Origin of the sequence: Nitrosopumilus maritimus SCM1 (assembly GCF_000018465.1) — an archaeon.
Taxonomy (GTDB): domain Archaea; phylum Thermoproteota; class Nitrososphaeria; order Nitrososphaerales; family Nitrosopumilaceae; genus Nitrosopumilus; species Nitrosopumilus maritimus.
In genome coordinates this window covers 1427856-1451336 of the sequence record NC_010085.1, presented here as the reverse complement: position 1 = coordinate 1451336, position 23481 = coordinate 1427856, and the positions used below count along the sequence as shown (strand labels likewise).

At 33.5% G+C, this 23481-nt stretch carries 26 protein-coding genes and 1 tRNA gene; 16 read left to right on the top strand and 11 right to left on the bottom strand.

Going from position 1 to position 23481, the window contains the following annotated elements; translation table 11 throughout:
* Window positions 1-6: 6 nt before the first annotated feature.
* From cobD to NMAR_RS08465, 5 genes are read left to right on the top strand one after another with little or no spacing between them, the layout of a single operon-like run.
* The gene (cobD, locus tag NMAR_RS08485; RefSeq protein ID WP_012215968.1) at window positions 7-1086 is read left to right on the top strand and encodes a threonine-phosphate decarboxylase CobD; all 1080 of its coding nucleotides are present in this window, start codon (window positions 7-9) and stop codon (window positions 1084-1086) included.
* On the top strand, window positions 1083-1922 hold the full coding sequence (locus NMAR_RS08480) for a cobyric acid synthase (RefSeq protein ID WP_012215967.1): 840 nt from the start codon (window positions 1083-1085) through the stop codon (window positions 1920-1922). Before cobD ends, NMAR_RS08480 begins: the two co-directional genes overlap by 4 nt.
* Window positions 1919-2890 carry a cobalamin biosynthesis protein gene (locus NMAR_RS08475; protein ID WP_012215966.1) on the top strand — a complete coding sequence of 324 codons (972 nt, stop codon included), beginning with the start codon at window positions 1919-1921 and terminating at the stop codon, window positions 2888-2890. Before NMAR_RS08480 ends, NMAR_RS08475 begins: the two co-directional genes overlap by 4 nt.
* Window positions 2883-3608, top strand: coding sequence for an adenosylcobinamide-GDP ribazoletransferase (gene cobS / locus NMAR_RS08470; protein ID WP_012215965.1), 726 nt, complete (start codon window positions 2883-2885; stop codon window positions 3606-3608). Before NMAR_RS08475 ends, cobS begins: the two co-directional genes overlap by 8 nt.
* Entirely contained in the window at window positions 3605-4189 is a 585-nt protein-coding gene (locus tag NMAR_RS08465) for an NTP transferase domain-containing protein (RefSeq protein WP_012215964.1), read from the top strand. The genes cobS and NMAR_RS08465 overlap by 4 nt, the downstream gene beginning before the upstream one ends.
* On the opposite strand, the gene NMAR_RS08460 is transcribed toward NMAR_RS08465, so the two are convergent.
* Complete coding sequence (locus tag NMAR_RS08460) at window positions 4172-4369, bottom strand: 30S ribosomal protein S27e (protein ID WP_012215963.1); 198 nt, start codon at window positions 4367-4369, stop codon at window positions 4172-4174. The two genes, NMAR_RS08465 and NMAR_RS08460, sit on opposite strands and share 18 nt — an antisense overlap.
* Window positions 4366-4647, bottom strand: coding sequence for a 50S ribosomal protein L44e (locus NMAR_RS08455; protein WP_012215962.1), 282 nt, complete (start codon window positions 4645-4647; stop codon window positions 4366-4368). Before NMAR_RS08455 ends, NMAR_RS08460 begins: the two co-directional genes overlap by 4 nt.
* 118 nt (window positions 4648-4765) lie before the next feature.
* Between NMAR_RS08455 and NMAR_RS08450 the strand changes: the two genes are divergently transcribed.
* The 3 genes from NMAR_RS08450 to NMAR_RS08440 are packed head-to-tail and all read left to right on the top strand — an operon-like array spanning window position 4766 to window position 9055.
* On the top strand, window positions 4766-6481 hold the full coding sequence (locus tag NMAR_RS08450) for an adenine deaminase (RefSeq protein WP_012215961.1): 1716 nt from the start codon (window positions 4766-4768) through the stop codon (window positions 6479-6481).
* Window positions 6482-6525: 44 nt separating this feature from the next.
* Entirely contained in the window at window positions 6526-8148 is a 1623-nt protein-coding gene (gene thsB, locus NMAR_RS08445; protein ID WP_012215960.1) for a thermosome subunit beta, read from the top strand.
* Window positions 8149-8185: 37 nt separating this feature from the next.
* Complete coding sequence (locus NMAR_RS08440; protein WP_012215959.1) at window positions 8186-9055, top strand: ROK family protein; 870 nt, start codon at window positions 8186-8188, stop codon at window positions 9053-9055.
* Here the strand turns inward: NMAR_RS08440 and NMAR_RS08435 are convergent, their stop codons facing one another.
* From NMAR_RS08435 to NMAR_RS08415, 5 genes are read right to left on the bottom strand one after another with little or no spacing between them, the layout of a single operon-like run.
* Window positions 9056-9316 carry a DUF2024 family protein gene (locus NMAR_RS08435; RefSeq protein WP_012215958.1) on the bottom strand — a complete coding sequence of 87 codons (261 nt, stop codon included), beginning with the start codon at window positions 9314-9316 and terminating at the stop codon, window positions 9056-9058.
* Window positions 9317-9328: 12 nt separating this feature from the next.
* Window positions 9329-9685, bottom strand: a complete 357-nt coding sequence (locus tag NMAR_RS08430; protein WP_012215957.1) for a hypothetical protein — start codon at window positions 9683-9685, stop codon at window positions 9329-9331.
* A gap of 9 nt (window positions 9686-9694) precedes the next feature.
* Window positions 9695-11218, bottom strand: a complete 1524-nt coding sequence (guaA, locus tag NMAR_RS08425) for a glutamine-hydrolyzing GMP synthase (RefSeq protein WP_012215956.1) — start codon at window positions 11216-11218, stop codon at window positions 9695-9697.
* Window positions 11219-11222: 4 nt separating this feature from the next.
* On the bottom strand, window positions 11223-11795 hold the full coding sequence (locus NMAR_RS08420; RefSeq protein WP_148680230.1) for a hypothetical protein: 573 nt from the start codon (window positions 11793-11795) through the stop codon (window positions 11223-11225).
* 35 nt (window positions 11796-11830) lie between these two features.
* Window positions 11831-12565 carry a 6-hydroxymethylpterin diphosphokinase MptE-like protein gene (locus tag NMAR_RS08415; RefSeq protein WP_012215954.1) on the bottom strand — a complete coding sequence of 245 codons (735 nt, stop codon included), beginning with the start codon at window positions 12563-12565 and terminating at the stop codon, window positions 11831-11833.
* A 34-nt stretch (window positions 12566-12599) separates the two neighbouring features.
* Between NMAR_RS08415 and folP the strand changes: the two genes are divergently transcribed.
* The 3 genes from folP to NMAR_RS08400 are packed head-to-tail and all read left to right on the top strand — an operon-like array spanning window position 12600 to window position 15424.
* Window positions 12600-13445 (top strand): dihydropteroate synthase, encoded by an 846-nt coding sequence (gene folP, locus NMAR_RS08410; protein WP_012215953.1) that lies wholly within the window; start codon window positions 12600-12602, stop codon window positions 13443-13445.
* A 45-nt stretch (window positions 13446-13490) separates the two neighbouring features.
* Window positions 13491-14921: an IMP dehydrogenase gene (gene guaB / locus NMAR_RS08405; protein WP_012215952.1), complete on the top strand. Its 1431-nt coding sequence runs from the start codon at window positions 13491-13493 to the stop codon at window positions 14919-14921.
* A gap of 35 nt (window positions 14922-14956) precedes the next feature.
* Window positions 14957-15424 (top strand): hypothetical protein, encoded by a 468-nt coding sequence (locus tag NMAR_RS08400; RefSeq protein ID WP_012215951.1) that lies wholly within the window; start codon window positions 14957-14959, stop codon window positions 15422-15424.
* Here the strand turns inward: NMAR_RS08400 and pheA are convergent.
* Both pheA and NMAR_RS08390 read right to left on the bottom strand, forming a co-directional pair.
* Window positions 15421-16236 (bottom strand): prephenate dehydratase, encoded by an 816-nt coding sequence (gene pheA / locus NMAR_RS08395; protein WP_012215950.1) that lies wholly within the window; start codon window positions 16234-16236, stop codon window positions 15421-15423. The two genes, NMAR_RS08400 and pheA, sit on opposite strands and share 4 nt — an antisense overlap.
* A 2-nt stretch (window positions 16237-16238) precedes the next feature.
* Window positions 16239-16790 carry an exosome complex RNA-binding protein Csl4 gene (locus NMAR_RS08390; protein ID WP_012215949.1) on the bottom strand — a complete coding sequence of 184 codons (552 nt, stop codon included), beginning with the start codon at window positions 16788-16790 and terminating at the stop codon, window positions 16239-16241.
* 87 nt (window positions 16791-16877) lie between these two features.
* On the opposite strand from NMAR_RS08390, the gene NMAR_RS08385 reads away from it, so the two are divergent.
* Together NMAR_RS08385 and NMAR_RS08380 are read left to right on the top strand one after the other, a co-directional pair.
* A complete protein-coding gene (locus NMAR_RS08385; protein ID WP_148680229.1) occupies window positions 16878-17951 on the top strand; it encodes a zinc-binding dehydrogenase in 1074 nt (357 codons plus the stop codon).
* Between the two features lie 6 nt (window positions 17952-17957).
* Window positions 17958-18557, top strand: a complete 600-nt coding sequence (locus NMAR_RS08380) for a tetratricopeptide repeat protein (protein WP_012215947.1) — start codon at window positions 17958-17960, stop codon at window positions 18555-18557.
* Here the strand turns inward: NMAR_RS08380 and dph2 are convergent.
* Window positions 18552-19547, bottom strand: coding sequence for a diphthamide biosynthesis enzyme Dph2 (dph2, locus tag NMAR_RS08375; protein ID WP_012215946.1), 996 nt, complete (start codon window positions 19545-19547; stop codon window positions 18552-18554). The genes NMAR_RS08380 and dph2 overlap by 6 nt on opposite strands.
* 58 nt (window positions 19548-19605) lie before the next feature.
* Between dph2 and NMAR_RS08370 the strand changes: the two genes are divergently transcribed.
* Complete coding sequence (locus NMAR_RS08370; RefSeq protein ID WP_012215945.1) at window positions 19606-20958, top strand: tRNA(Ile)(2)-agmatinylcytidine synthase; 1353 nt, start codon at window positions 19606-19608, stop codon at window positions 20956-20958.
* 1 nt (window position 20959) lies between these two features.
* Here the strand turns inward: NMAR_RS08370 and NMAR_RS08365 are convergent.
* A tRNA-Met gene (locus tag NMAR_RS08365) sits at window positions 20960-21034 on the bottom strand.
* 83 nt (window positions 21035-21117) lie between these two features.
* Between NMAR_RS08365 and NMAR_RS08360 the strand changes: the two genes are divergently transcribed.
* Both NMAR_RS08360 and NMAR_RS08355 read left to right on the top strand, forming a co-directional pair.
* The gene (locus tag NMAR_RS08360) at window positions 21118-22209 is read left to right on the top strand and encodes a PQQ-dependent sugar dehydrogenase (protein ID WP_012215944.1); all 1092 of its coding nucleotides are present in this window, start codon (window positions 21118-21120) and stop codon (window positions 22207-22209) included.
* A gap of 1 nt (window position 22210) precedes the next feature.
* Window positions 22211-23467, top strand: a complete 1257-nt coding sequence (locus NMAR_RS08355) for a hydroxymethylglutaryl-CoA reductase, degradative (protein WP_012215943.1) — start codon at window positions 22211-22213, stop codon at window positions 23465-23467.
* Window positions 23468-23481: the final 14 nt, after the last annotated feature.

Sequence of the window (23481 nt, the reverse complement as noted above, 5' to 3'; positions counted from 1 at the left end):
TGTTATGTGAAAATAAGGACCAAAACAAGCATCACCAAACACCATCCTATCTCTCATGGGGGCCGATTTTCTGGAGGAAATCAGCAATCTGATGTCATAGATTTTAGCTCAAATACTAGTCCTGCTGGAATGCCATCCACTGTAAAATCCACTATGAAAAAAAGACTAGATGGAATGGAACACTACCCTGATGCTGATTCACTGAGTTTGCTCTCTAGCCTCAAAAAATACACTGGATTCTCTGATTCTCACATAGTTGTGGGTAATGGTGCGATTGAAATTCTCTATAATTTCTGTACTGCATTTTTATCTAAAAAACATGTTTTGATTCCAACTCCTACTTTTAGCGAATACGAGTCTGCATCAAAACTCGTTGATTGTAAATTTACTTTTTTTAAAACAATGAATCTTTCCAAAAATATAGATTCTTTTATTTCAAAGATTCCAAAAAATGGATGTGTTTTTGTATGCAACCCAAATAATCCCACAGGAAATATTATCTCAAAAAAACAATTAACAAAAATAATATCTGCTGCAAAAAATAAATCTAGTTTTGTATTTGTTGATGAATGTTTTATTGAATTGGTTCCTGAATCAAACCAATCTGTGATAAATTTGGTAAAAAAATATGATAATCTTTTTGTTTTAAGATCATTAACAAAATCGTTTGGATTAGCAGGAATAAGAATTGGATATGGTATAGGTTCAAAAACAATTATTGATATTCTGAAAAAAATAAAAATTCCTTGGAGTGTTAATGCATTAGCACAAGAAGCAGGAATGATAGCTATAAAAAATAAATCTCATTTAACAAAATCAAAATCAATTATAAAAAAAGAATCAAATTTTCTAAAAAAGAAAATTGCTAGAATTCCAGGTTTTGAATGTCATGACTCTTCAACAAATTTTATTTTAATAAAAACAAAATACGATTCAACAAAACTTCAAAAAAAATTGTTAAAACATAAAATATTGATTCGTGATTGCAAAAATTTTCGTGGACTAGATAATCACTATATTCGAATTGCAATAAAATCTCATAAAGATAATCTAAAACTTGTAACTGCAATGGAGGCAATTGCATGAAACCTTTGATGGTTCAAGGAACTTCTTCTGGTGCTGGGAAATCAACATTGGTTGCAGCATTGTGTAGAATCTTTGAACAAAAAGGATACCTTGTGGCCCCATTCAAGTCCCAAAACATGTCTAATTTTGGCTATGCCACGCCTGATTTTGAAATTTCTCGTGCGCAAGCAATCCAAGCTATTGCCGCCAAATGCCCAATTGAGCCTGATTTTAACCCCATCATGCTCAAACCTTTAGGAAATTACTATAGTGCAGTTTACCTCAATGGAAAACATTACAAGAAAATGCATGCAAAAGAATACTATACAAAATTTGTAAAATCTAAAGGACTTAAGGCAGCCACCACTTCATTATCAAAACTGAAAAAAAATTATGATCTAGTGATTTTAGAAGGTGCAGGTTCTCCAGCTGAAATTAATTTACAAAAATACGATATTGCAAATATGCAAATTGCTCAAAAAGCAAATGCATCTGTACTTTTGATTTCAGATATTGACAAAGGTGGTTCATTTGCAAGTTTAGTTGGAACTATGAATTTAATTGAAAATAAATATAAAAAATTAGTAAAAGGATTTGTATTAAATAAATTCAGAGGAGACATTGATGTGCTAAAACCAGGCTTTAGAAAGATAAAACAACTTACTAAAATCCCTGTTATCGGAACTATTCCCATGATGCAAGTTGACTTGCCAGAGGAAGATTCGTTAAATGTTAAGGCAAAACAAATTGCTTGGACAAAAAAGAATATTTCAAAAATTGATAAAGATCTAGATAAACTAGCAAAAATCGTAAAAAACAATTTAGATATCAAAGCTATTGAGAGGATGATAAAATGATTTTAGAGTCTTTGATAATTGTGGGATTTGCATTGGTTATAGATTTAGTGTTTGGAGATCCTAAGAATAGATATCATCCAACTGCTTGGATTGGTGGATTAATTGCAAAACTAACTCCACTTGGACAAAATCAAAATCAAAAACTCGAAAGATTTGGTGGAATATTTGTAGTAACAATCCCTGCCGGAATAGTTGTTACATTACTATTAACTTTGGATTTTGGAATTTCATTACTTTCAACTGATTGGATAACTTTGATAGTTTCAGTTGTGATAGGTGCTTTACTACTAAAGACTACTATTGCAATCAAGGGGCTGGAACGCTATGCAATGGCAGTAGTAGAATCACTTGAGATGAATAATTTGGATTCTGCACGAGAGAATCTGTCCATGATTGTTAAGCGAAATACCTCCAATTTAGACAAAAATCATGTAATTTCAGGCGTGCTTGAAAGCGTTAGTGAAAATACTGTAGATGGAATAACTGGACCTCTCTTTTACTATGCTATTTTTGGCTTGCCTGGAGCATTTGTGTATAGAATTATCAACACTGCTGACTCTATGATAGGATACAAAACTGATATTTTCAAAAATTTGGGATGGTTTGCAGCTACATGTGATACCGTATTGAATTACATTCCATCTAGACTCACCGGACTTGTAATGATCATTTCAGCTGCTATTTTACAAAACAACTGGAAAGAATCTTACAAGATTATGATTCGTGATGGCAAAAAAACTGAGAGTCCAAATGCAGGATATCCTATGGCTGCATTAGCAGGAGCACTTGGCACAAAATTTGAAAAAGTAAATCATTATGAATTGGGTAGTGGTGAATTAACTCTTACAAAAGAACACGTACATTCTGCAATATCTATTATGAAATTGACCTCAATTCTATTCTTTGGACTTGTAATTGTTCCAATTGTTACTGTTTTAACATTAATTGGATGGTGGATTCATGCTTAAGGAAATAGGTTCTGTCTTTTCTTTCTTGACAATATTTCCATCATCAAATGCAACTTTGGAAAGTATTGCAAAATACATGTATGTCTTTCCTATTGTTGGAATCGCAATTGGACTTTTAGTTGGTTCATTTGGATTTGGACTATCTTTCTTTTTAGATCCACTACTTGTTAGCTTGTTAGTTGTTGCATCTATTGCAATAGTTACTGGAATTCATCATGCTGATGGTTTAGCTGATTTTGCAGATGGACTTATGGTGAAAGGAACAAAAGAAAAGAAAATTCAAGCAATGAAAGATCTTTCTACTGGTTCAGCTGGAATTGTTGGACTCGTTTTGTATCTGGTTGGTCTGATAATCACAATATCACTTACTAATGGATTTGATTTGTTTAAAGCAATTCTAATCAGCGAAATTTTAGCCAAATTCTCAATGGTGCTTATGGCTAGTTTAGGAAATTCAGCTGCATCTGGCTCAAACTCTCCTTTTGTACACTTGATGAAAGACAAGAGAAAACTGGTAGCCGCATTTATCATCATGCTTATTCCTGTAGCCTTAATTGGTGAGACTACTGGATTGATAATGCTTGGAGTCACTGTTGCATTGACATTATTCCTACTTGGCATATCTACACGTAGTTTTGGTGGAATTACTGGAGATGTAATTGGTGCTACAAACGAACTTACCCGACTAGCTTCATTGATGGTGTTTGTATCAATATGATTGGCATTGTTATGGCAGGTGGTAAAGGAACACGCATGAATTTAGATGATGAAAAATTACTCTTACAATACAAAAAACCAATCATCCTTCATGTTATTGATTCATTAAAAAATTCAAGTTGTTTTTCAAAAATTATTGCAGTAACTAGCCCTAATTCACCTAAAACAAAAAAACTACTAGAAGAAAATAACATTGAAACTTTTGATACATCTGGACTTGGATATGTTGAAGATCTAAATTCAGTATTACGAAAATTCAAGGATTTAGTTCTAGTTACCTCTGGTGATCTACCCTTGTTAGATACAGAAATTATTCAAACAATTGTAAAACAATCTGATTCTAAAAAAATTTGGACAAGTATTCTTGTAACTGACAAATTATTATCTTCTATTGGAACAAAATCTGAATATTCTATAATTCATAATAATCAAAAATGTAACTTCACAGGAATATCTCTAATTGATTCTCAAAAAATTAATTCACTTGAAAATATAGAAGAAAATTATGTTATTCTTGATGATAAAAGAATTGCACTTAATCTAAACACTAAACAGGATTATGATTTACTCAGCACTGCCTGAGACTTTACCATTAATTTTTGCTTTAGAACCTGTTGCTTCTGCAATTGCATTTCCGCATGAATTACAAGCAACTTGTGTTGATGCATGTGAATAAACAATTTGTAGTTCTCCACATTCATTACAATTGACTTTTTGAAACTTACTTGATGGTTTTGGAATTTCGACGTGATCTTTCTTCATGCTGCCACCAACTCAAATTTCTTAATTCTAACACCTAGTTTATTGTATTTCTTTTTACATACAGTACAAGTCATAATTGGAGTAACTTTCTTTGTAACTTTGGCTGGTTTTGCTAATTTTGGGAACTTTTGTCCACCATACCCATGTTTACGTTCAGCGTGTCTACGTTCACCTCTTGCAGAACCGCGTCTCTTTCCAGCCTTGTAAATGGAGACCTTTTGTTCAGTATGTGTCTTACATTTTGCACAATACTTTCGGATCACCTTTGGTATGTTCATATCAACAAAACCTTCTCACCCGTAATTTAAGCATTGAATCTATAATAGGCGCAAAATCTAATCAAAAATCGTGACTTCGAGCCTAGCAAATTCGATCTCTACTCTAAATTCTGTGGCTATGGGTGATAAGAAAGCAGATCTAATTTTAAAAAATTGTAATTTACTTTCTGTCTATACTAGAGAAATTATTCCAAAAACTCAGATTGCAATAACTGGTGAGAGAATTGCATATGTTGGACCAGACGCAACACATGCCCAAGGTCCTAAAACAAAAGTCATTGATGTAAAAAACAAGTATGTCGGTCCCGGTTTTGCAGACCCTCATCTACATATTGATCAATTTGTTCTTCCATCTGAATTTGCAAAACAAGCACTTCTTTGTGGCGTAACTTCTCTTTTTTCTGATCCTATTGATGTTGTTAGTGTAGGTGGATACAAAGGATTTCAAGAATTTTTAAAATTGGGAGAAGACCTCCCCGTAAGAATTTTTCAGGTTGTACCTGGTGGATTACCTGTTGATGCAAAATTTAGCAATAGCAACACTCTCACTTTATCTCAAGAAAAATCTGCAGTAAAACATCCACATGTACTTGGATTGGGTGAAGTTTTTTCTTGGACAAAAGTTACTCTTCGTGAACCAAAAACAATGAAATCTCTTTCTGCAATGTTGGAATGTGATTGTATAATCAATGGACATACTGCTGGCGCAAGTGACAAAAAACTTAACGCCTATGTTTCATCAGGAGTTCTTTCTTGTCACGAACCAATTAATTTTGATCAAGTCTTAGAGAGATTGCGTCTTGGAATGTGGATAATGATTAGAGAAGGTTCTATTCGGCGTGATTTGAAAGAAATTGTTCCTAGAGTGTTGTCTCATGGAACATATCTAAACCGATTGATGTTTTGTTCAGATGGTCTTGATCCACAAGATATTACAAAATTTGGTCATATTGATCATTGTATTCGTGAATCCATCAAACTCGGTCTAGAACCGATTGATGCAGTAAGTATGGCATCAAAAAATAACTTTGATTATTATAACATGGGAAAAGATCTTGGTGGAATTGCACCCGGAAAACTAGCTGATATTCTAATTTTTAATGATTTGAAATCTTTTAGACCCAAAACCGTATTCGTAGGTGGAAAACTTGCAGTATCTGATGGAAAAATTGTTTTTCCTATAAAGAAAAAAACAATCTCTCCTTGGATTAAAAATACTGTAAAATTAAAAAAATTCTCAAAAAATGATTTTGAAATAAAATCTAAAAAGAAAGATGTTATTGCAAACACAATATTCATGCAGACTGAAATTATTACAAAGATAGGTTCAGCTGAACTTCAATCTAAGAACAATTTGATATCTGCATCTTTAGACTCTGATATCTGGAAGGTAGCCGCATTTGATAGAACCCATGGGACAAGCAAACACTCTATAGGATTTCTTGAAAATTTTGGTGCTGATATTGGTGCATTTGCATCTACTTGGAGTTTTCATGAAAATGATCTAATAGTTATTGGTTCAAATGATTCTGACATGGAAGTTGCTTCAAACCACTTGATAAAAAATCAAGGTGGGTTAGTAGTTGTAAAATCCGGTAAAATACTTGCTTCACTACCTTTACAATTTGCAGGGATCGTTTCAACAGATTCTTTTGAAAAGGTTTCATCAAACTTTGAAAAAATCAACAATTCTATTGTTGATTCTGGATGCAAGTTTTCTAGGCCTCACCTGATTCCTTTGTTCTTACCTTTCTTGGCTTTACCCTCTGTCAGAATTCTTTCAGGTGGTATAGTTGATGTGAAAAAACGAAGTTACATCTCACCGATCAACTAAGTAATGTTAAAAAGGGGGATTCAGGGGATTGAAGCTGAATCTAAATGGCATCAATTCAACAAGGACCAAATGGACCTGTTTTAGTGCTCAAAGAGAGTGCATTACAACAAAAAGGTAAAGACGCTCAACAAAACAACATTGCAGCCGCAAAATTAGTTACAGAATTAGTCAAAAGCAGCCTTGGCCCACGTGGTCTAGATAAAATGTTAGTTGATTCCTTAGGTGATGTTACTATTACAAATGATGGGGCAACAATTCTCAAAGAAATTGATGTTCAGCATCCTGCAGCCAAAATGATGGTTGAAATTTCAAAAACTGTTGACAATGAAGTTGGAGATGGTACAACTTCTTCTGTAGTTTTTGGAGGTACTCTTTTGGCTAAAGCCGAAGACCTACTCAAAAAAGATGTTCATTCTTCAACAATTATTGACGGTTATCAAGCTGCTGCAGAAAAAACCCTTGAAATCTATTCTGAATTATCAAAGAAAATTAAACCAGATGACAAAGAATCACTCATTAAAATTGCTACAACAAGTATGCAATCAAAATTAATCTCAGAAGATAGTGATACATTATCAAAAATTGTAGTTGATGCTATTCTTAGCATAGTTACAAAGAAAGGTGAAGATTACTTTGTTGATCTTGAAAACATAAAAGTTGAAAAGAAATCAGGTGGATCAATTCAAGATACTCAAATTGTTAAAGGAATTGTTTTAGATAAAGAAATTGTTCACAGTGGAATGCCTACAAAAATCGATAAAGCAAACATTGCTTTGTTAAATTCCGCACTTGAAATTGAAAAAACTGAAATGAGTTCTGAAATTAGAATTTCTGATCCTACTCAAATGCAGATGTTCTTAGAAGAGGAAAACAGAATGCTCAAGACAATGGTTGACAAACTACATGATATTGGAGTTAATGTTCTAATTTGCCAAAAAGGTATTGATGATATTGCACAACATTATCTTGCCAAAAACGGAATTCTTGCAGTACGTCGTGTAAAAGAAAGTGATATGATTAAACTATCAAAAGCAACTGGCGGCCGTGTAATTAGTAATATTGATGACCTATCTGAAAAAGATCTTGGTTCTGCTAATTTGGTTCACCAAAAGAAAGTTGAATCTGACAAATGGGTATTCATTGAAGGATGTAAACACCCACAATCAGTTACAATGTTGATTCGTGGTGGCTCTCAAAGAGTAATTGATGAGGTTGACCGCTCTATTCATGATTCTCTCATGGTAGTAAAAGACGTAATTGAAAAGCCTGAAATTGTCGCAGGTGGAGGTGCTCCAGAATCATTTGCAGCATCACAACTCAAAGACTGGGCTGACAATTTTGATGGACGAGAACAACTTGCAATTAAGAAATATGCTGAAGCCTTAGAGGTAATTCCATTAACAATTGCTGAAAATGCAGGAATGGATCCAATTGACACAATGGCAAACTTGAGAGCAAAACAAAACCAAGGTCGTAAATGGACTGGTATTGATGCTAAAAACACAAAGATTGCAGATATGCTTTCTATTGATGTTGTAGAACCAATTGCTGTCAAAGAACAGATTATCAAATCTGCAACAGAAGCTGCATGTATGATTCTTAGAATTGATGATGTCATTGCAGTATCTGGTGGTCCAGGTGGCGGTGGCATGCCTCCAATGGGATAATTGATTAAAACTTAAGCGTTCTAATTTTCATAAGTTATTGTTGTACAAGCTAGGTGTTGATTTAGGTGGAACAAAAACTGAAGCAATTCTATTAGATGATTCTCTAAATGTTTTAGAAAGAAAAAGAGTTCCAACCCCTAAAAATAATTATTCTGAAATACTTGATACTATCTCAAATTTGGTTTTAGAATTATCAAGTAATACTCTAGATTATTCTTTAGGAATATGTACTCCCGGTGCAATCTCAAAAAAAACTGGATTGATAAAAAACAGCAACACTCAGTGTTTGATTGGAAAATCTCTAAAAGAAGATCTAGAAAAAAAATTGAAAAAAACTATTGTAATGGAAAATGATGCAAATTGTTTTGTTATGGCAGAATCAAAAATGGGTGCTGCAAAAAATTTTGATCTTGTTTTTGGCGTGATAATGGGGACTGGTGTTGGTGGTGGTATTACTGTTAATGGAAAACTACATTCAGGAAGAACCAACATTGCTGGAGAATGGGGACATCATACATTGCATCGTAATGGAAATCCATGTTATTGTGGAAAAACTGGATGTGTAGAGACCTACATCAGTGGTCCTGCATTGGAACAAAAATGGGAATTACTCTCAGGAGAATCAAAATCCGTACCTGAAATCCTTTCAAATCTTGATAATGATATTGGAAAAACCTGGAAAAGTGAATTTTTAGAAAATTTTGGATATAGTCTTGCAAATGTGATTGACATTTTGGATCCTGATGCAATTGTACTTGGAGGTGGTTTGTCAAATATTGATTTCCTGTATACTGAAGGAAAAAAATCTGTTTATGAAAAAGTATTTTCAGATTTAGTTGATACCCCTATTTTGAAAAATGAATTGGGAGATTCAGCAGGTGTCTATGGTGCTGCTTTGCTAAATTAGTTATTCAGGACAACCTTCCATCTTTGAAATGAAATAACCGTTAGTCATTATCTCAATTTCAATATCTTCTGGAACAGATTGTGTGTGACAAAATTTACATTCTTCAGTTGTCACTTTGGAATTTTCTTCTCCAATTGTATTGAGCCATTCTTTTGCGTAAGAAATTGCCTTTTCTACATTACTATTGTCTGTAACCACATCAAAGTGCATTGTATGTCCATCCTTTGCCTTGACATATGTATCAAAAACATGAAAGTCCATATTCATCACAAATTATTCGGAGTATTTATTTTTGATTTCAATAACTTTGTCAATTATCTCATTTACATTGGCATCTACTTCTGTACTGAACAAAATCAACCCTGCACCTCCAACTGGTACTGTTACTCTGTAGATTTTCTCATATTTTGCTAGTGCAAATTCTGGTTTTCCAATTTTATCTGATGTTTTTTTACGTGTTGACCAACGATAAACTGCTTGAGATAATGACAACTCTGTTTCTTCTCTTGATAGAAAACTTTCTACTCCTGGACGCATTTTATCATGTAATTCTCCATAATCATACACTCCAACATATCTGATTTTTTTATCACATCCTAAAATCTCATCACAAATTTTCTCATATTCCATATTGTTCACCTATTGAGGCTCAATTGTGGCAGGAGGCTTGCTTGATATAGTATATGTCACCCAAGTTACATCTTCAATCTCATTTGTTATTCTGTTGCTCATCTTTTCTAACAATCCGTGTGGTAATCTTGTCCAATCTGCAGTCATTGCATCAATTGAATCAACAACTCTGATCATTACAATATTTCCGTATTTTCTCTCATCTCCAACAACACCTACTGCCCTATCATCTCCTACTGCTGCATAAGCTTGCCAAACTTTTCCATACAGACCGGCTTCAACTAGTTCGTCTTCTACAATTTTACTTGCAACTTTTGAGATTTGGAGTTTTGTTGGTGTAACTTCTCCGATGATTCTTACAGCCAATCCTGGTCCTGGGAAAGGATGTCTCATGAAAAGTTTTTCTGGAACTTCAAGAATTTTTGCAATCATTCTTACTTCATCTTTGTATAGTTCTCTTAATGGCTCTAAAATTTCTAAATTGAGCCAGTCAGGTAGTCCTCCTACATTGTGATGTGATTTTATTACATCAGCTGGTCCTTTTGAAACTCCGCTTTCAATCACATCTGGATATAGAGTTCCTTGAGCTAACCATTTGAATGGACCGTTCTTTTCAGCAAATTCTGTAAATACATTAACAAATTCTTCACCAACAATCTTTCTCTTCTTTTCTGGGTCTTCAACTCCTTTGAGCTTGTCAAGAAAACTATCTACTGCGTTAATTGATGTAAAATTTACATTGAAATTATCTTTGAACATAGTTTCAATCTCTGTTTCTTCGTTTAGTCTAAGCAATCCATTATTGACAAAAACACACTTGAGTCTGTCTCCTATGGCTTTGTGAATTAACAATGCCGCTACAGTGGAATCTATGCCTCCGCTGACTCCACAAAGCACGTTACCCTCAATTTTTGAGATTTTTTCTACTGCCGAATCGATAAAACCCTCCATTGTCCAGTCTTGTTTTGCCCCACAAACTTTTAACACAAAATTTTTGAGAATTTCTGTACCTTGTTCTGTGTGAACAACTTCTGGATGGAATTGAATTCCATAAACTGATTTTTCATCTGATGCTATTGCAGCTGCTTTTGCACTTTCTGTATGTCCTATGACTTGGAATCCTGGAGGAATTTCTTCAGCTTCATCCCCGTGACTCATCCATGCCCTTACTGATTCACCGACACCATTTAGCAAATCTTTATCATTGTCAATTGTTAGTAATGAGGAACCGTATTCTTTGTTTGCTCTTTTTACTTTACCTCCGTACTTGTTTACAATTAATTGATGACCGTAACAAATTCCAAGTAACGGTAAATTCATATCAAAAATTTTACTTTCTGGAACTGGTGCATCAGAACTATAAACACTAGATGGACCGCCTGAAAAAATTATTCCTTTTGGATTGTGTTTTTGCAACTCTTCATAGCTAATATCAAAAGGAACTAGTTCTGCATATACTGAAAATTCTCTTATTCTTCTACAAATCAAATGACTATACTGTGATCCAAAATCTAAAACTACAATCTTGTCCATGTAATCACTTGTTAATATTCTCCAGCATTCTTGACAATGACCATCCTGCGGTATTGATCAATTCATTGACTCTTTCTTTTTGTCTGTAATTTTTGATAATGATTTCTCTAATGTCTGAACCATTTTTGTTAATGATGTAATCTATCATTGATTCTCTTTGGATTTTTCCATTTTCTGCATCAGTTGAGTCTTTCTTTTTCATTTCACCGATGATTCTGTCTAGGAAAAATGATTTGAAAGGAGGAGTATCTGCACTAATCTCTACATTGTCATCTAACACAATTGATACCTGCTCAGGCGTAACAAAGGCATTAGCAATGACTTTACCATCTTTTCCTTGCGTAATTGGGATTGAATTTTGTACTTCTTTGACTGATTCTTTGATTTTTTGTGGTTCGATTTTTTCTGCTGGTGGTAATTGTGATGCTTTGGTAAAACTAGATTCTTTTAGGAACATATCTAAAATTGTAATATTTTTTTCTAAAGCCTCTATTGCTTCTTGATGTTTGTCAACTTGTTCGATCAAACTTTCCTTCAAAGTAACAATTCCCTTCATTTGTTCCTCTGAAAATTTCATAATTTGATAAATGAGGAATGGGTATTAAATGCATTCTAGGTAATTATAATATCCAGGCTTTTGTATGGAATTTTCTCAAATCCTTTGATACTAGTTGAAGTAGTAAATAGTTCTGATTTTGTCTTTGTAGATAACCACTCTAAGAGTAATTTTCCTTTTTTTAACTTCATTAATTTTATTTTCCTTTCAGATTTTTTTGTATTTGAAAATTTTCCTATCCTGTCACCAAAATCCATGCCAAAAAGAATAATTTTTTTTGCTTCAAAATAACTTGCTAGAAAAACTCCTCTATCTCCATCTGTAAATCCTCCAAAATTTTCTATTTTGTTAAATGGTTTAGTTTGTGTAGTACCGACACAATTTTTGAATTTTTTTACAAATTCTAATTTCTCAATATTATCTCCATGTGCATGAACTACAAAGATTGATCTTTTTGCAATTTTTTTAAACGATTTTTCATCTCCATCTAAATCTGTTACAACAATATCTGGAACAATTCCATTTTCCAATAACGGCTTTAACGAACTATCAGCTGCAATTATGATTACTCTCTTTAATTTCTTTAATTTTGGAATTGCATGTGATAATGAAGGGCCAGAACCTATTACCAATACTGTATTTCCTTGAATTAGATCCTGAATTTTTTTGATGGTTTTTGATTTTTTCAGAATTGTATCTAATAATATGGCTGATTCCTTGTCTTTTTTCTCATCATATTTGAATTCCTTTAGAATATCTGCATACTTTGCTTTCCAACCTGAAATCATCATATGACTCAAATTGCATTAGTTTTTGATAAATCATGTGACTAGAATTGCAAAAGTGGGTGTTGGAGGTAAAAATCCAGTTCGCATCATGGGTATTTTGAACACTAGTCCTGAGTCATTTTATAAAAAATCTATTCAAACTACTAAAACTCAGATAAAGAATTCTATTAAAGAAATGGAAAATGATGGTGTAGATTTTATCGATGTAGGTGGAATGTCTACTGCACCCTATCTTTCTACTATGGTATCTGAAAAAACTGAATCAAAGAGAATACTTGAAGCAGTAAAAATTATTCAAGATGTATCTAATATTCCAATATCTGTTGATACATGTAGGGCAAAACCTGCTAGAGATGCCTTAGAGAATGGTGTGGAAATCATCAATGATATTTCTGGTTTAAAATATGATGAAAAAATGAAAGATGTAATTTCAGATTTTTCGCCATCATTAATCTTGTGTGCTTTTAGTTCAAAAACCGTAACGGGCAATCTTATGTCTACAAAAAAATTACTTCAAGAAAGCTTGAAGATTGCAAAAAAATCTCATGTGCCCTCTGAAAAAATTGTGTTAGATCCTTCAATTGGATTTTTTAGAAAAAAAGGAAACGGACCATTTTTCACCAAAATCAAATCTGATTGGGTTAAAAGAGATCTAACTATAATCCAAAATTTGAATTCTATCAAAGGAAACTATCCAGTTTTGATCTCAGTTTCAAACAAATCCTTTCTTGGAGAAATTTTACAAAAAGATCCATCTGATCGCTTGTTTGGATCTATTGCTGCTGAAGCAATATCTGTAGTTAATGGTGCAGACATTATACGTACACATAACGTAAATGCTACAAAAGATGCAATAACAATAGCATCAAACCTGAAAAAATAACACAAAGGCTTATAATCAATATTCAACTTTCTTAACAAGGTTTCATTGGAATTCAAAGAAGGATTAACTTTTGATGATGTTCTTCTTGTACCCAAATATTCAGATATTACGAGTAGAAGTCAGACCGATCTGACCACAAAATTATCTCGAAACATCACAATTAACATCCCCTTTGTGAGTGCAAATATGGATACTGTTACAGAGTCATCTATGGCTGTAGCTATGGCTCGTGCTGGAGGAATAGGAATTATTCATAGATTTTTGACTATTCAGGAGCAGGCAAATGAAGTGCTAAAGGTAAAACGTTCAGGCAGCGTTATGATCGAGAATCCATATTCTATTTCATCAGACAAATCCATCCAAGATGCATTAGATTATGCTGAAGACAAAGAAATTTCTGGTTTGTTAGTTGTTGATTCAAATTCCAAATTAGTGGGAATTGTCACTGAAAGAGATTTACTTTTTGCTGGTTCAAACGGAACAATTGCTGATGTAATGACAAAGGATGTTGTTACTGCAAAACCAGGTGTATCCTTGGATGAAGCAAAAGACATTTTACATAAACACAGAATTGAAAAACTCCCAATCGTTGATGATTCTGGTATTATACAAGGATTAATCACTAGTAAGGATATTACAAATAATACTGATTATCCAAATGCATCTAAAGATAAGAAAGGCAGACCCTTAGTTGGAGCTGCAGTTGGTGTCAAAGGTGACTTTTTGGAGAGAAGTGAATCTTTGTTAAATGCAGGTGCTGATGTTCTTGTTGTTGATATTGCACATGGTCATAGTGAAAATGCAATTAGTACAGTTCGTAACATCAAGAAAGCATTTCCTGACTGTGAATTAATAGCTGGAAATATTGCAACTGCTCAAGGTGCTGAGGATTTGATAAAAGCAGGTGTTGATGCAGTAAAGGTTGGTGTTGGTTCTGGTTCAATTTGTATTACTAGAGTAATTACTGGTTCAGGTGTTCCACAATTAACTGCTGTAATGGATTGTGCAAAAATTGGAAATGATCATGGAATTCCAATTATCTCTGATGGTGGTACTAGAACATCTGGTGATGCAACAAAAGCTCTAGCTGCTGGTGCATCTTCTGTAATGGTTGGAAGTATGCTTGGTGGAACTGATGAATCACCTGGTACAGTTTTAACTAAAAACGGTAAACGTTTCAAAGTATATCGTGGAATGGCTTCTCTTGCAGCCTCAATTGGTAGAAAATCAAAAGAAACAGGCTCAATTTCACTTGAAGATGACCTAAATGACTATGTTGCAGAAGGAGTTGAAGCTATGGTTCCTTACAAAGGAACAGTTACTGATATTCTAAAACAACTTGCAGGCGGTGTTCGCTCTGGCTTGAGTTATTGTGGAGCTCATACAATTCCGCAAATGCAACAAAATGCAGAATTTATCAAAATGTCAAGAGCTGGATTTGCAGAAAGTCAGCCTCATGATGTTTTATTAATGTAGATAATTTTTTAAGCAGTATTAGGATTGATTGAATCATGTTATCAAAACGGACTATAATTGGATTAGTAGTTGGTAGCATAATTATCGGTATAGGTGGTTACTCTCTAATTACACACATTGGAACAATTACAATTCACGAAGATTATATTGTTGGAACTGGCGATTCAACACTTTATACAATTCCTGCTCCTGCTGGCACTCCACAAACAATGAACATTGTTGGTGATTCTTTTGATTTGAAATTACAAAGTCCTGGTGATGGATTGCAAATTCCAAAAACATCTTACAAAAAGGATGCAACACTAGAGTGGGTACATAATGAAGATGGACCAACAATAATCAATATTCAAAATACTGGAAATACTGATTTAGAGATTACTGGAACCTTGATTAGAAGTTCTGATCCAATATGGTTTACTTTTGATCTAATGGTCATTATCTCTGGAATGGTCATTATTGGATTTAGTATGGGCTTTACATTAAGAAAGCCAAAAGGCTTTTAGCTAAGTTTTGCTGAAGGATACGAACCCAAAACTTTCAAAAATAACGTGTCTTGTTTGATTTTTTCTAACATTTCTGAAATCTTGGAATCTTTTTGATGTCCCTCAAAGTCTACATAGAAATTGTATTCCCATGTATTGCTCCTAGTTGGCCTTGATTCTATCTTTGTTAGATTTACATTATTTTTGTGGAAATTCTCAATTATTCTGTATAATGATCCAGGCTCGTGTTTTATTGAGAAAATTATTGACGTCTTGTCATTTCCAGTAATTGTTGATTCTTTTTTTGATAGTATTAGAAATCGTGTGTAATTGTTCAAGTTATTTGCAATATTTTCTGCAATAACAGGAACATCATAAATTGTAGATGCTGTTTTGCTTGCAATACAAGCACAATTTTTCTTGTTTAACTCTTTGATTATTTTTACACTCCCTGCAGTATCGTATGCTGGAATTGTTTTCATTTTGTGTTCTTCAATGAATTTTCTACATTGACCCAAAGCTTGTGGATGTGAATACACCGTATCAACTTCATTTATCTCTCCAATCCCAATTAGACAATGTTCAATTCTATGATAGATTTCTCCTGTTGCATTCAATGATGTAGAATACAATAAATCGTAACTCTCTCCAACACTACCTTCTAATGAATTCTCTACAGGTAAAACTGAATACTCTGTTTTTTCTTTAGATGTGTTTTCTAAAACTTCGGCAAACGTTGCAAATGGAACTGTTTCAATATCTTCCTCAAAGAATGATCTTGCTGCAGCTTCACTATATGCACCTCGTTCACCTTGGAACGATACATTAATCATTTTTATTCTCTCAGTTTTACGAAATCGCTTTTACCAAAGTCTGCAGATAGTTTTCTTTCATCAATCCATGAACACTCTGTACATTTTATAGCATCACGCATAGGTACTACTTTTCCACCACATTTGCGACATTTTGTAAATAGTATCCCTAAACTTGACTCATCTATTGTTGCATGAATCGTACCATTAAGATGATTTAAAATTTTTAATTTTGCTATATCGTTTACTAGTGCGATATTTCTTTTTCTAATGTTTCTTGTAGAACATACACATTCAACTTTAGATGTAGTTGGATTTCCATTAATGTAATCAATTGAAACTGCAATCATAGATGACATTACTGCTGCAACTGTTCCAATTACAACATCTCCTACTTTTGGTATGGATAGATTCTTTGGATGATTGATATTTGCAGTTCTGGTGGTTTTATCGATGTCTTTTTGGCCAATAGTTGCTGCTCTGACCATATCTCCATCATCAAAAGCATTGTATCCTGCCTCATATTCTTCAATAGATGCTATTTTTTCACCTGGATATGTTGCATTTTCAGACATGCTGAAATTCTTGTTTTTGTGATTATAATTGTTTATGGCCCAAATGATCTGGATAAATCATATATTTACACACATATGAAAAAAATCATGAAGGCTCTAGTTTATGAAGAATATACTACTGATGATGATTTTTCTAAAATTTTAAAAATTAAAGATCTGCCAATTCCTGAACCAAAATCAAACGAAGTAGTTTTCAAAGTAAAGGCAGCCGCATTAAATTATGATGATATTTGGGGAATGAGAGGCAAACCTCTTGCAATTCCTTTACCTCATATTTCTGGAACTGATGCCGCAGGTGAAGTAACTGCAGTAGGTGAAGATGTAAAAAATTTCAAAGTAGGTGATAGAGTGGTTTCACATGGAAACATGTCTTGTAGGGTGTGTAAGAGATGTACATCCGGACGCGAATATGATTGTAAAAAACGAACCATTTGGGGATTTGAAACAGGTCCTCTTTGGGGAGGATACTGTGAATATACTCATCTTCCAGAAGTCAATGTTGTAAAAATCCCTGAAGGAATATCATATGAAGAAGCAGCAGCTGCATCTATGACCATGTTAACTTCTTGGCATATGTTAGTTGGCAGAGCAAAAATTCAACCTGGACAATTAGTTTTGATCATGGGCGGAGGTTCTGGTGTTGGAAATTATGGAATTCAGATTGCAAAACTTTTTGGTTGTACTGTAATTGCAACTGCTAGTCCTGATAAATTAGATCAACTACTTGAACTTGGAGCAGACTATGCAATTGATCATAGAAAAGAAGACTGGCATAAAGAAGTAAGAGCAATTGCAAAAAAACTTCCAAAACCATTTGGGGAGGTTCCTGGTGTAGATGTAATTTTTGAACATATTGGAGGCTCTCATTGGAACAAAGAACTCACTCTTCTAAACTATGGAGGCACTGTGATTACTACTGGTGCGACTACTGGTTATATGGCAAAAACTGATCTTAGACATATTTTCTTTAAAGGACTAAACATTTTGGGTTCAACTCAGGGAACAAGAGCTGAGCTTGAAGAGGGATTTTATTGGATGTCTAAAGGAAAAATAAAATCCATAATTGATTCTGAATATACGCTTGAGCAAGCTGCTGAAGCCCATACAAAGATGCTAAAAGGTAAAGGACTTTTTGGAAAAATCATTATGAAACCAAACTGATTATTCATGGATGATCCAAAAACAAATTCAATTTTAGATGAAGGAAATAGATTATTTTTAAAAGGAAAGTACACCGAAGCAATTGCTTATTATGACAAAATTCTAGATGAAAACCCAAAACACCTGAGTTCTCTTAACAACAAAGGATATGCCCTAAGTAAACTAAAGGACTATCAAAGTGCTATGAAGTGCTATGATTTGGCACTTGAAAACTATCCTGATGATCTTTCTGTGTTGGTAAACAAAATCTCTTCTTTTAGAAAACAAGGAAATCTTTCTGAAGGATTGTCTATATGTGATAAAATTTTAGAGTCTAATCCAAAATACAATATTGCGTTATATCACAAGGAAAGAATTCTATTTTCTATGGATAGATATGATGATTCTATTTCTTGTTGTGATATAATTTTGAATGATTATCCTGAAAACGGTGATGTCTTGTTTGATAAATCTTGTAGTTTGGCAATGCTTTCAAAAGTAGACGATTCATTATTGCTACTTGAAAAATCAATTTCTCAAGGGAAGCAATACAAAATTAAAGCACAAAAATCAAAATCTTTTGAAAAACTATCTGATAATCCTAAATTTCAAAAACTAGTATCATAACCAATGTGGGATTTCTAAATACCCCTCAATACTTTCATTTCTAAGAATTTTTAACAATGCATTAGCCTGAGGTGATGATAAAACAGGCTTGTCAAACTGATTGTCTGTAGAAATTCTAGGACATGCAACCTGAATAAAAGCATCAATTCCTTTTAGATTTCTTAATCTGTCATTTGTTATGTCTGTCAATGCAAATAATTGAACTTCTTTTCCTTCTGCCTCCAACTCTTCTTTGATTTTTAATGCAAAAACCTTTGATAATTGACCCTCTTTCAATCCCACAATCACTCCAAAAGTTTTTGCTTCAGCTGCTTTGTATATTGCAAGAGTAGCTTTCTTTTTTAATTTCTGTGCAAAATCTGTAACCTCTCTTACTTCATTAAAGTAAGGATCTAAAACATATGTTGGCAGATTTGTGGATAATGCAATTCCCGATGCATGAAAATTACTTTGTCCCAAGAAAACGTATGCATCTACTTCTTTTTTTAGATCTGTTGCAGGATAAAATTCACAACCAAATACTTGTCCATCATTTAACTGTCCTTTACCTTTTCCAATCTTTACTGTAATTCCATTTTCTGTTAAAATTTTTTCAACTTTATCTACTTGATGCAAGTGTTGACTATCTGTTACTAGAGAAATTACTTTTCCTTTCAGTAATTCTGCACATTTTTTTGCTACACTGTCAAATTCTACATCATCATAAGCATCAATTAGAATCAAATTTTTTTCATATGTCTCAGTGTTTATTGTATGACCTATGTTGAATTGAATTTCTGCACCAAGAACTTTGGAACCATTTGAATTCAAATCACACGTTCCCCAAGTTGTATCAGCTAGAACATATGCTGGAATGCCAAATTTTTTTGTAATATTTTTTGCAGTTTCTTGTACTTGTGGCAAAATTCCATCTGGCCCATTTAATGAAACTGATGCAGGATTTTTTTCTTCTATCTCCTGAAAAATCCTTTTCTCATCTATTACAATCAATTTAGCTTGAAATGTTATTTTATTAATTTAAACCAACTGTATCTTGCAACAACTAAAAATGTCTGAATTAGTTACCAAAAACGTGGTAAAAAAAACTGTTCTAAACATTGGCTTTGATGATACTGATTCTCCAAAAGGAATGTGTACTACTTTTTTGGCTTACAAAGTAGTAGATTTACTCAAAAAACAGAAAACTGAATTTCTTGATTTTCCAAGATTAATTCGATTCAATCCAAACATTCCATGGAAAACACGTGGAAATGGAGCAGTTTCTATCAAAATTAAGACTAGTAATCCATCAAAAATAAAAAATCAAATCAAAAATCTTGTTTCAAAATATTCTGATACAAAAAATGGAGCAAATCCTGGTTTAGTTTTTTTTGAAAGTGATTCAATTCCTAATGAATTTACAAAATTTAGTAATTTAGCTTTATGGCAATTAATTAATCGAAATAACGCAAAAAAGTTTGCTAAAAAAAACAATCTTGAATATTTCTACAAAGGAAATGGACAAGGATTGGTTGGTGCAATTGGTGCAATAGGTTATGATTTTAATGATCATACACTAGAGCTATTGAGTTATCGTAAAAAACAAAAATTTGGAAAAGAAAGAAAAATTTCAACAAAAAGCGTTAAGGAAATGCAAGAAAAAACCTATCCTGACACTTTCAATAGTTTTGATACAAAAAAAGGGCGAGTTTTAATCACTCCTCACGGTCCAGATCCTGTATTTTTTGGTGTCCGTGGTGAAAATGTAGATGCACTAGTTTCTGCATCTAAGATTCTAAAAAGTGAAGAAAAACTAGATGGTTACATGATCTTCAAATCTAATCAAGGAACTGGTGACCATTTGAAGAATGAACTTACTTTTGAAACAATGAAACCATATGCTTCTGGAAAATTAACTGGAGTTGTTTCAAATTCCCCCAGAATTGCCAAAGGAGGACATGTATTTTTTAAAATCCTCTCAAATGGTAATGAGTTTTGGTGCGCAGTTTACAAACCAACGGGCATGTCTGTTATTGCTTCAAATTTGATCAAAGGCGATAAAATTTCTGTGGGTGGGGGAGTTAGAAAGGCTTCAAAAAATTTCCCTCGAATAATTAATCTTGAATTTATTCAAATTATTTCTCTTAAAAAACAAACCAAGACATCAAATCCAATTTGTAAAAAATGTACTAAAAAAATGAAATCTAAAGGCAAGGGACAAGGATTTGAATGCATTCGCTGTGGAAAAAAATCTTCAAGAAAAATAAATGAAATAGTTACTAGAAACCTAGGCCCACAACTGTATTTGCCAAAAATTTCTGCTCATAGACACCTTACACGTCCTCAACAAAGACAAGGCATTCAAAACAAATCAACTAATTTCAAAAATTCTCTATCTTGGTTTTGTGTTTATCAAAATTAAGTAGCGGGGAGTAGATTTGAACTACTGAACTGCGGGTTATGAGCCCGCCGGGATGACCTGGCTTCCCCACCCCGCTGATTGAGAAATTAACACGAGCCGTATATACGCTTTATTGAATTCTTGAAAGTAATTAATATGATTTGAATAACTTGATTTTTCATGGATAAAAGAATCTCAATTGTAGCTGTTGTTGTTGCAATTGCTTTTTCTGTATACACCTTAACACTTCCATCAGATCCTATTCCATTACCAGAACCTAACTTTAATTCTAAAAATGACTCCTTTGATATTTTAGCAGAGAATCTAGAAAAGCCTCGTTCAATTGCAGTATCTGATAATCGAATTTTTGTAACAGAAAAAGATGGTTCTATTGTAGTAATTGAAAACGATATTCAACTAGAATCCCCACTTGCTACTTTTCGTTCTGCTAATGTTTTTGATGGTGGATTGTTAGGAATTGATTTACATCCAAATTTTGCAGAGAACCATTACCTCTATGTATTTTTGACTTATGAAGAAGATGAAGCATTGTGGAATAAAATACTACGAATAACCGAATCTGAAAATAAATTACAAGATGCAGAAACTATTTTTGATAAAATTCCAGGGTCTTCTTTTACAAATGGTGGTTTTATCAAATTTGGACCTGATGGAAAGTTGTATGTAGGTACAGGTGCTACATCTGATTCATCTCATTTACCGCAAGATCTTGATTCACTTTCAGGTAAAATTTTACGAATAAACGATGATGGTTCAATTCCTGACGATAATCCTTTTTCAAATTCTCCTGTATACTCTTTAGGACACAGGAATCCTCAAGGAATGACTTGGGATAATAATGGTAACTTGTATGTATCAGAATTTGGACCTGAAAAAAATGATGAAATCAATATAATTTTGGCAGGTAAGAATTATGGTTGGCCAGAACAAGAATGCTCTGGCAATGAAAGTTTTGAAAATGCTGTTCTTTGTTATGATCCAAGCATAGAGCCTGGAGGAATCTTGTACTATACTGGTGACAAATTCGATTTTGAATTCCCTTTCATTATGGCTTCAATGAGGGCATCAAATGTCTATCAAGTAGATTTTGATGAGGGATTGAGTTCTCAAAAATCTATTCTTAGTGGAATTGGACGTGTTCGTGACGTGGTTCAAGGTCCTGATGGATATCTCTATGTGATTACTTCTAACACTGATGGAAAAGGTTTTCCAGCTGCTAATGATGATAAATTATTGAGGATATTGAAATAAAATGCCTGATTCGTCCATTTCAAAATTTTTTGAAAAAACAAGAACAGAAAGATTAGATGTTATCAAAAATTTTGCAAATCTTTCAGAAGATGACGTAAAATCATTAGAACTACCAGATGGCGGAATTACATTTGATAAAGCAGACAAAATGGTGGAAAATGCGTTTGGAACATTTTCACTTCCACTAGGAGTTGCAACCAACTTCAAAATTAACAATAAAGATTATCTTGTTCCCATGGTGATTGAAGAGCCTTCTGTGATTGCAGCAGCATCAAAAGCAGCAAAACTTGCAAGACCTAAAGGTGGATTTGCAGTAGTAGCTGATGAATCCTACAGTATTGGGCAAATTCAAGTTTTAGGCACAGATATTGATAATGCTATTTCTAAAATTAAAGAAAACATTAAGGAAATTCTAGAACTTGCAAATTCAAAAAGTAATACTCTTTCTAAGATGGGAAAAGGTGCAAAAGAGATTACTTGTAAAAAACTTGATACTGATTTTGAACCAATGTTAATTGTTGAATTATTAATTGATGTGGGTGATGCAATGGGTGCAAATGTTACTAATACGATGTGTGAAGGTGTAGCACCATTAATTGAAAAATTAACTAGTGGAAAAACACTTCTTCGAATTTTATCAAACTATTCCACAAGACGAATGGTAAAGGCAACTGCTGTATTTGACAAAGAATCAGTTGGAGGCGAAAAAGTTGTAGATAACATGATTCATGCATATCAATTTGCAAAACATGATGTGTATAGAGCAGTAACTCACAACAAAGGAATTATGAATGGAATTATTGCAGTAGCTAATGCTACAGGACAAGACAGTCGTGCAATTGAAGCTGCGGCAAATGCATATGCATCACGTTCTGGACAATACCGGTCGCTATCAGAGTGGACTAAGGATTCAGATGGAAATCTTGTTGGTACATTGGAAATCCCATTATCTGTTGGCATTGTAGGTGGAATAATCAATGTTCATCCAGTTGCAAAAATCTGTACTAAAATTTTAGGCGCAGAATCTGCAAAAGAGATGGCATGTATAATAACTGCAACAGGATTGGCTCAAAACTTTAGTGCCATGAGGGCACTTGCAACTGATGGAATTCAGAAAGGACACATGAGGCTACATGCAAGGAATCTAGCATCTGCAGCAGGTGCTTCTACTGAACAAATTGACAAGATAGTTTCTCAGATGATTGAAGAAAACAACATTTCAGTAAATAGAGCAAAAGAACTGCTTGAACAAAATTAATGACGTTATTATAT

What these genes read in the sequence shown, in the direction of transcription:
- NMAR_RS08480 (WP_012215967.1), top strand. Translation starts at nt 1,083, where the DNA reads ATGAAACCTTTGATGGTTCAAGGAACTTCTTCTGGTGCTGGGAAATCA.
- NMAR_RS08475 (WP_012215966.1), top strand. Translation starts at nt 1,919, where the DNA reads ATGATTTTAGAGTCTTTGATAATTGTGGGATTTGCATTGGTTATAGAT.
- cobS (WP_012215965.1), top strand. Translation starts at nt 2,883, where the DNA reads ATGCTTAAGGAAATAGGTTCTGTCTTTTCTTTCTTGACAATATTTCCA.
- NMAR_RS08465 (WP_012215964.1), top strand. Translation starts at nt 3,605, where the DNA reads ATGATTGGCATTGTTATGGCAGGTGGTAAAGGAACACGCATGAATTTA.
- NMAR_RS08460 (WP_012215963.1), bottom strand. Translation starts at nt 4,369, where the DNA reads ATGAAGAAAGATCACGTCGAAATTCCAAAACCATCAAGTAAGTTTCAA.
- NMAR_RS08455 (WP_012215962.1), bottom strand. Translation starts at nt 4,647, where the DNA reads ATGAACATACCAAAGGTGATCCGAAAGTATTGTGCAAAATGTAAGACA.
- NMAR_RS08450 (WP_012215961.1), top strand. Translation starts at nt 4,766, where the DNA reads ATGGGTGATAAGAAAGCAGATCTAATTTTAAAAAATTGTAATTTACTT.
- thsB (WP_012215960.1), top strand. Translation starts at nt 6,526, where the DNA reads ATGGCATCAATTCAACAAGGACCAAATGGACCTGTTTTAGTGCTCAAA.
- NMAR_RS08435 (WP_012215958.1), bottom strand. Translation starts at nt 9,316, where the DNA reads ATGGACTTTCATGTTTTTGATACATATGTCAAGGCAAAGGATGGACAT.
- NMAR_RS08430 (WP_012215957.1), bottom strand. Translation starts at nt 9,685, where the DNA reads ATGGAATATGAGAAAATTTGTGATGAGATTTTAGGATGTGATAAAAAA.
- guaA (WP_012215956.1), bottom strand. Translation starts at nt 11,218, where the DNA reads ATGGACAAGATTGTAGTTTTAGATTTTGGATCACAGTATAGTCATTTG.
- NMAR_RS08420 (WP_148680230.1), bottom strand. Translation starts at nt 11,795, where the DNA reads ATGAAATTTTCAGAGGAACAAATGAAGGGAATTGTTACTTTGAAGGAA.
- NMAR_RS08415 (WP_012215954.1), bottom strand. Translation starts at nt 12,565, where the DNA reads ATGATGATTTCAGGTTGGAAAGCAAAGTATGCAGATATTCTAAAGGAA.
- NMAR_RS08400 (WP_012215951.1), top strand. Translation starts at nt 14,957, where the DNA reads ATGTTATCAAAACGGACTATAATTGGATTAGTAGTTGGTAGCATAATT.
- pheA (WP_012215950.1), bottom strand. Translation starts at nt 16,236, where the DNA reads ATGATTAATGTATCGTTCCAAGGTGAACGAGGTGCATATAGTGAAGCT.
- NMAR_RS08390 (WP_012215949.1), bottom strand. Translation starts at nt 16,790, where the DNA reads ATGTCTGAAAATGCAACATATCCAGGTGAAAAAATAGCATCTATTGAA.
- NMAR_RS08385 (WP_148680229.1), top strand. Translation starts at nt 16,878, where the DNA reads ATGAAGGCTCTAGTTTATGAAGAATATACTACTGATGATGATTTTTCT.
- NMAR_RS08380 (WP_012215947.1), top strand. Translation starts at nt 17,958, where the DNA reads ATGGATGATCCAAAAACAAATTCAATTTTAGATGAAGGAAATAGATTA.
- NMAR_RS08370 (WP_012215945.1), top strand. Translation starts at nt 19,606, where the DNA reads ATGTCTGAATTAGTTACCAAAAACGTGGTAAAAAAAACTGTTCTAAAC.
- NMAR_RS08360 (WP_012215944.1), top strand. Translation starts at nt 21,118, where the DNA reads ATGGATAAAAGAATCTCAATTGTAGCTGTTGTTGTTGCAATTGCTTTT.
- NMAR_RS08355 (WP_012215943.1), top strand. Translation starts at nt 22,211, where the DNA reads ATGCCTGATTCGTCCATTTCAAAATTTTTTGAAAAAACAAGAACAGAA.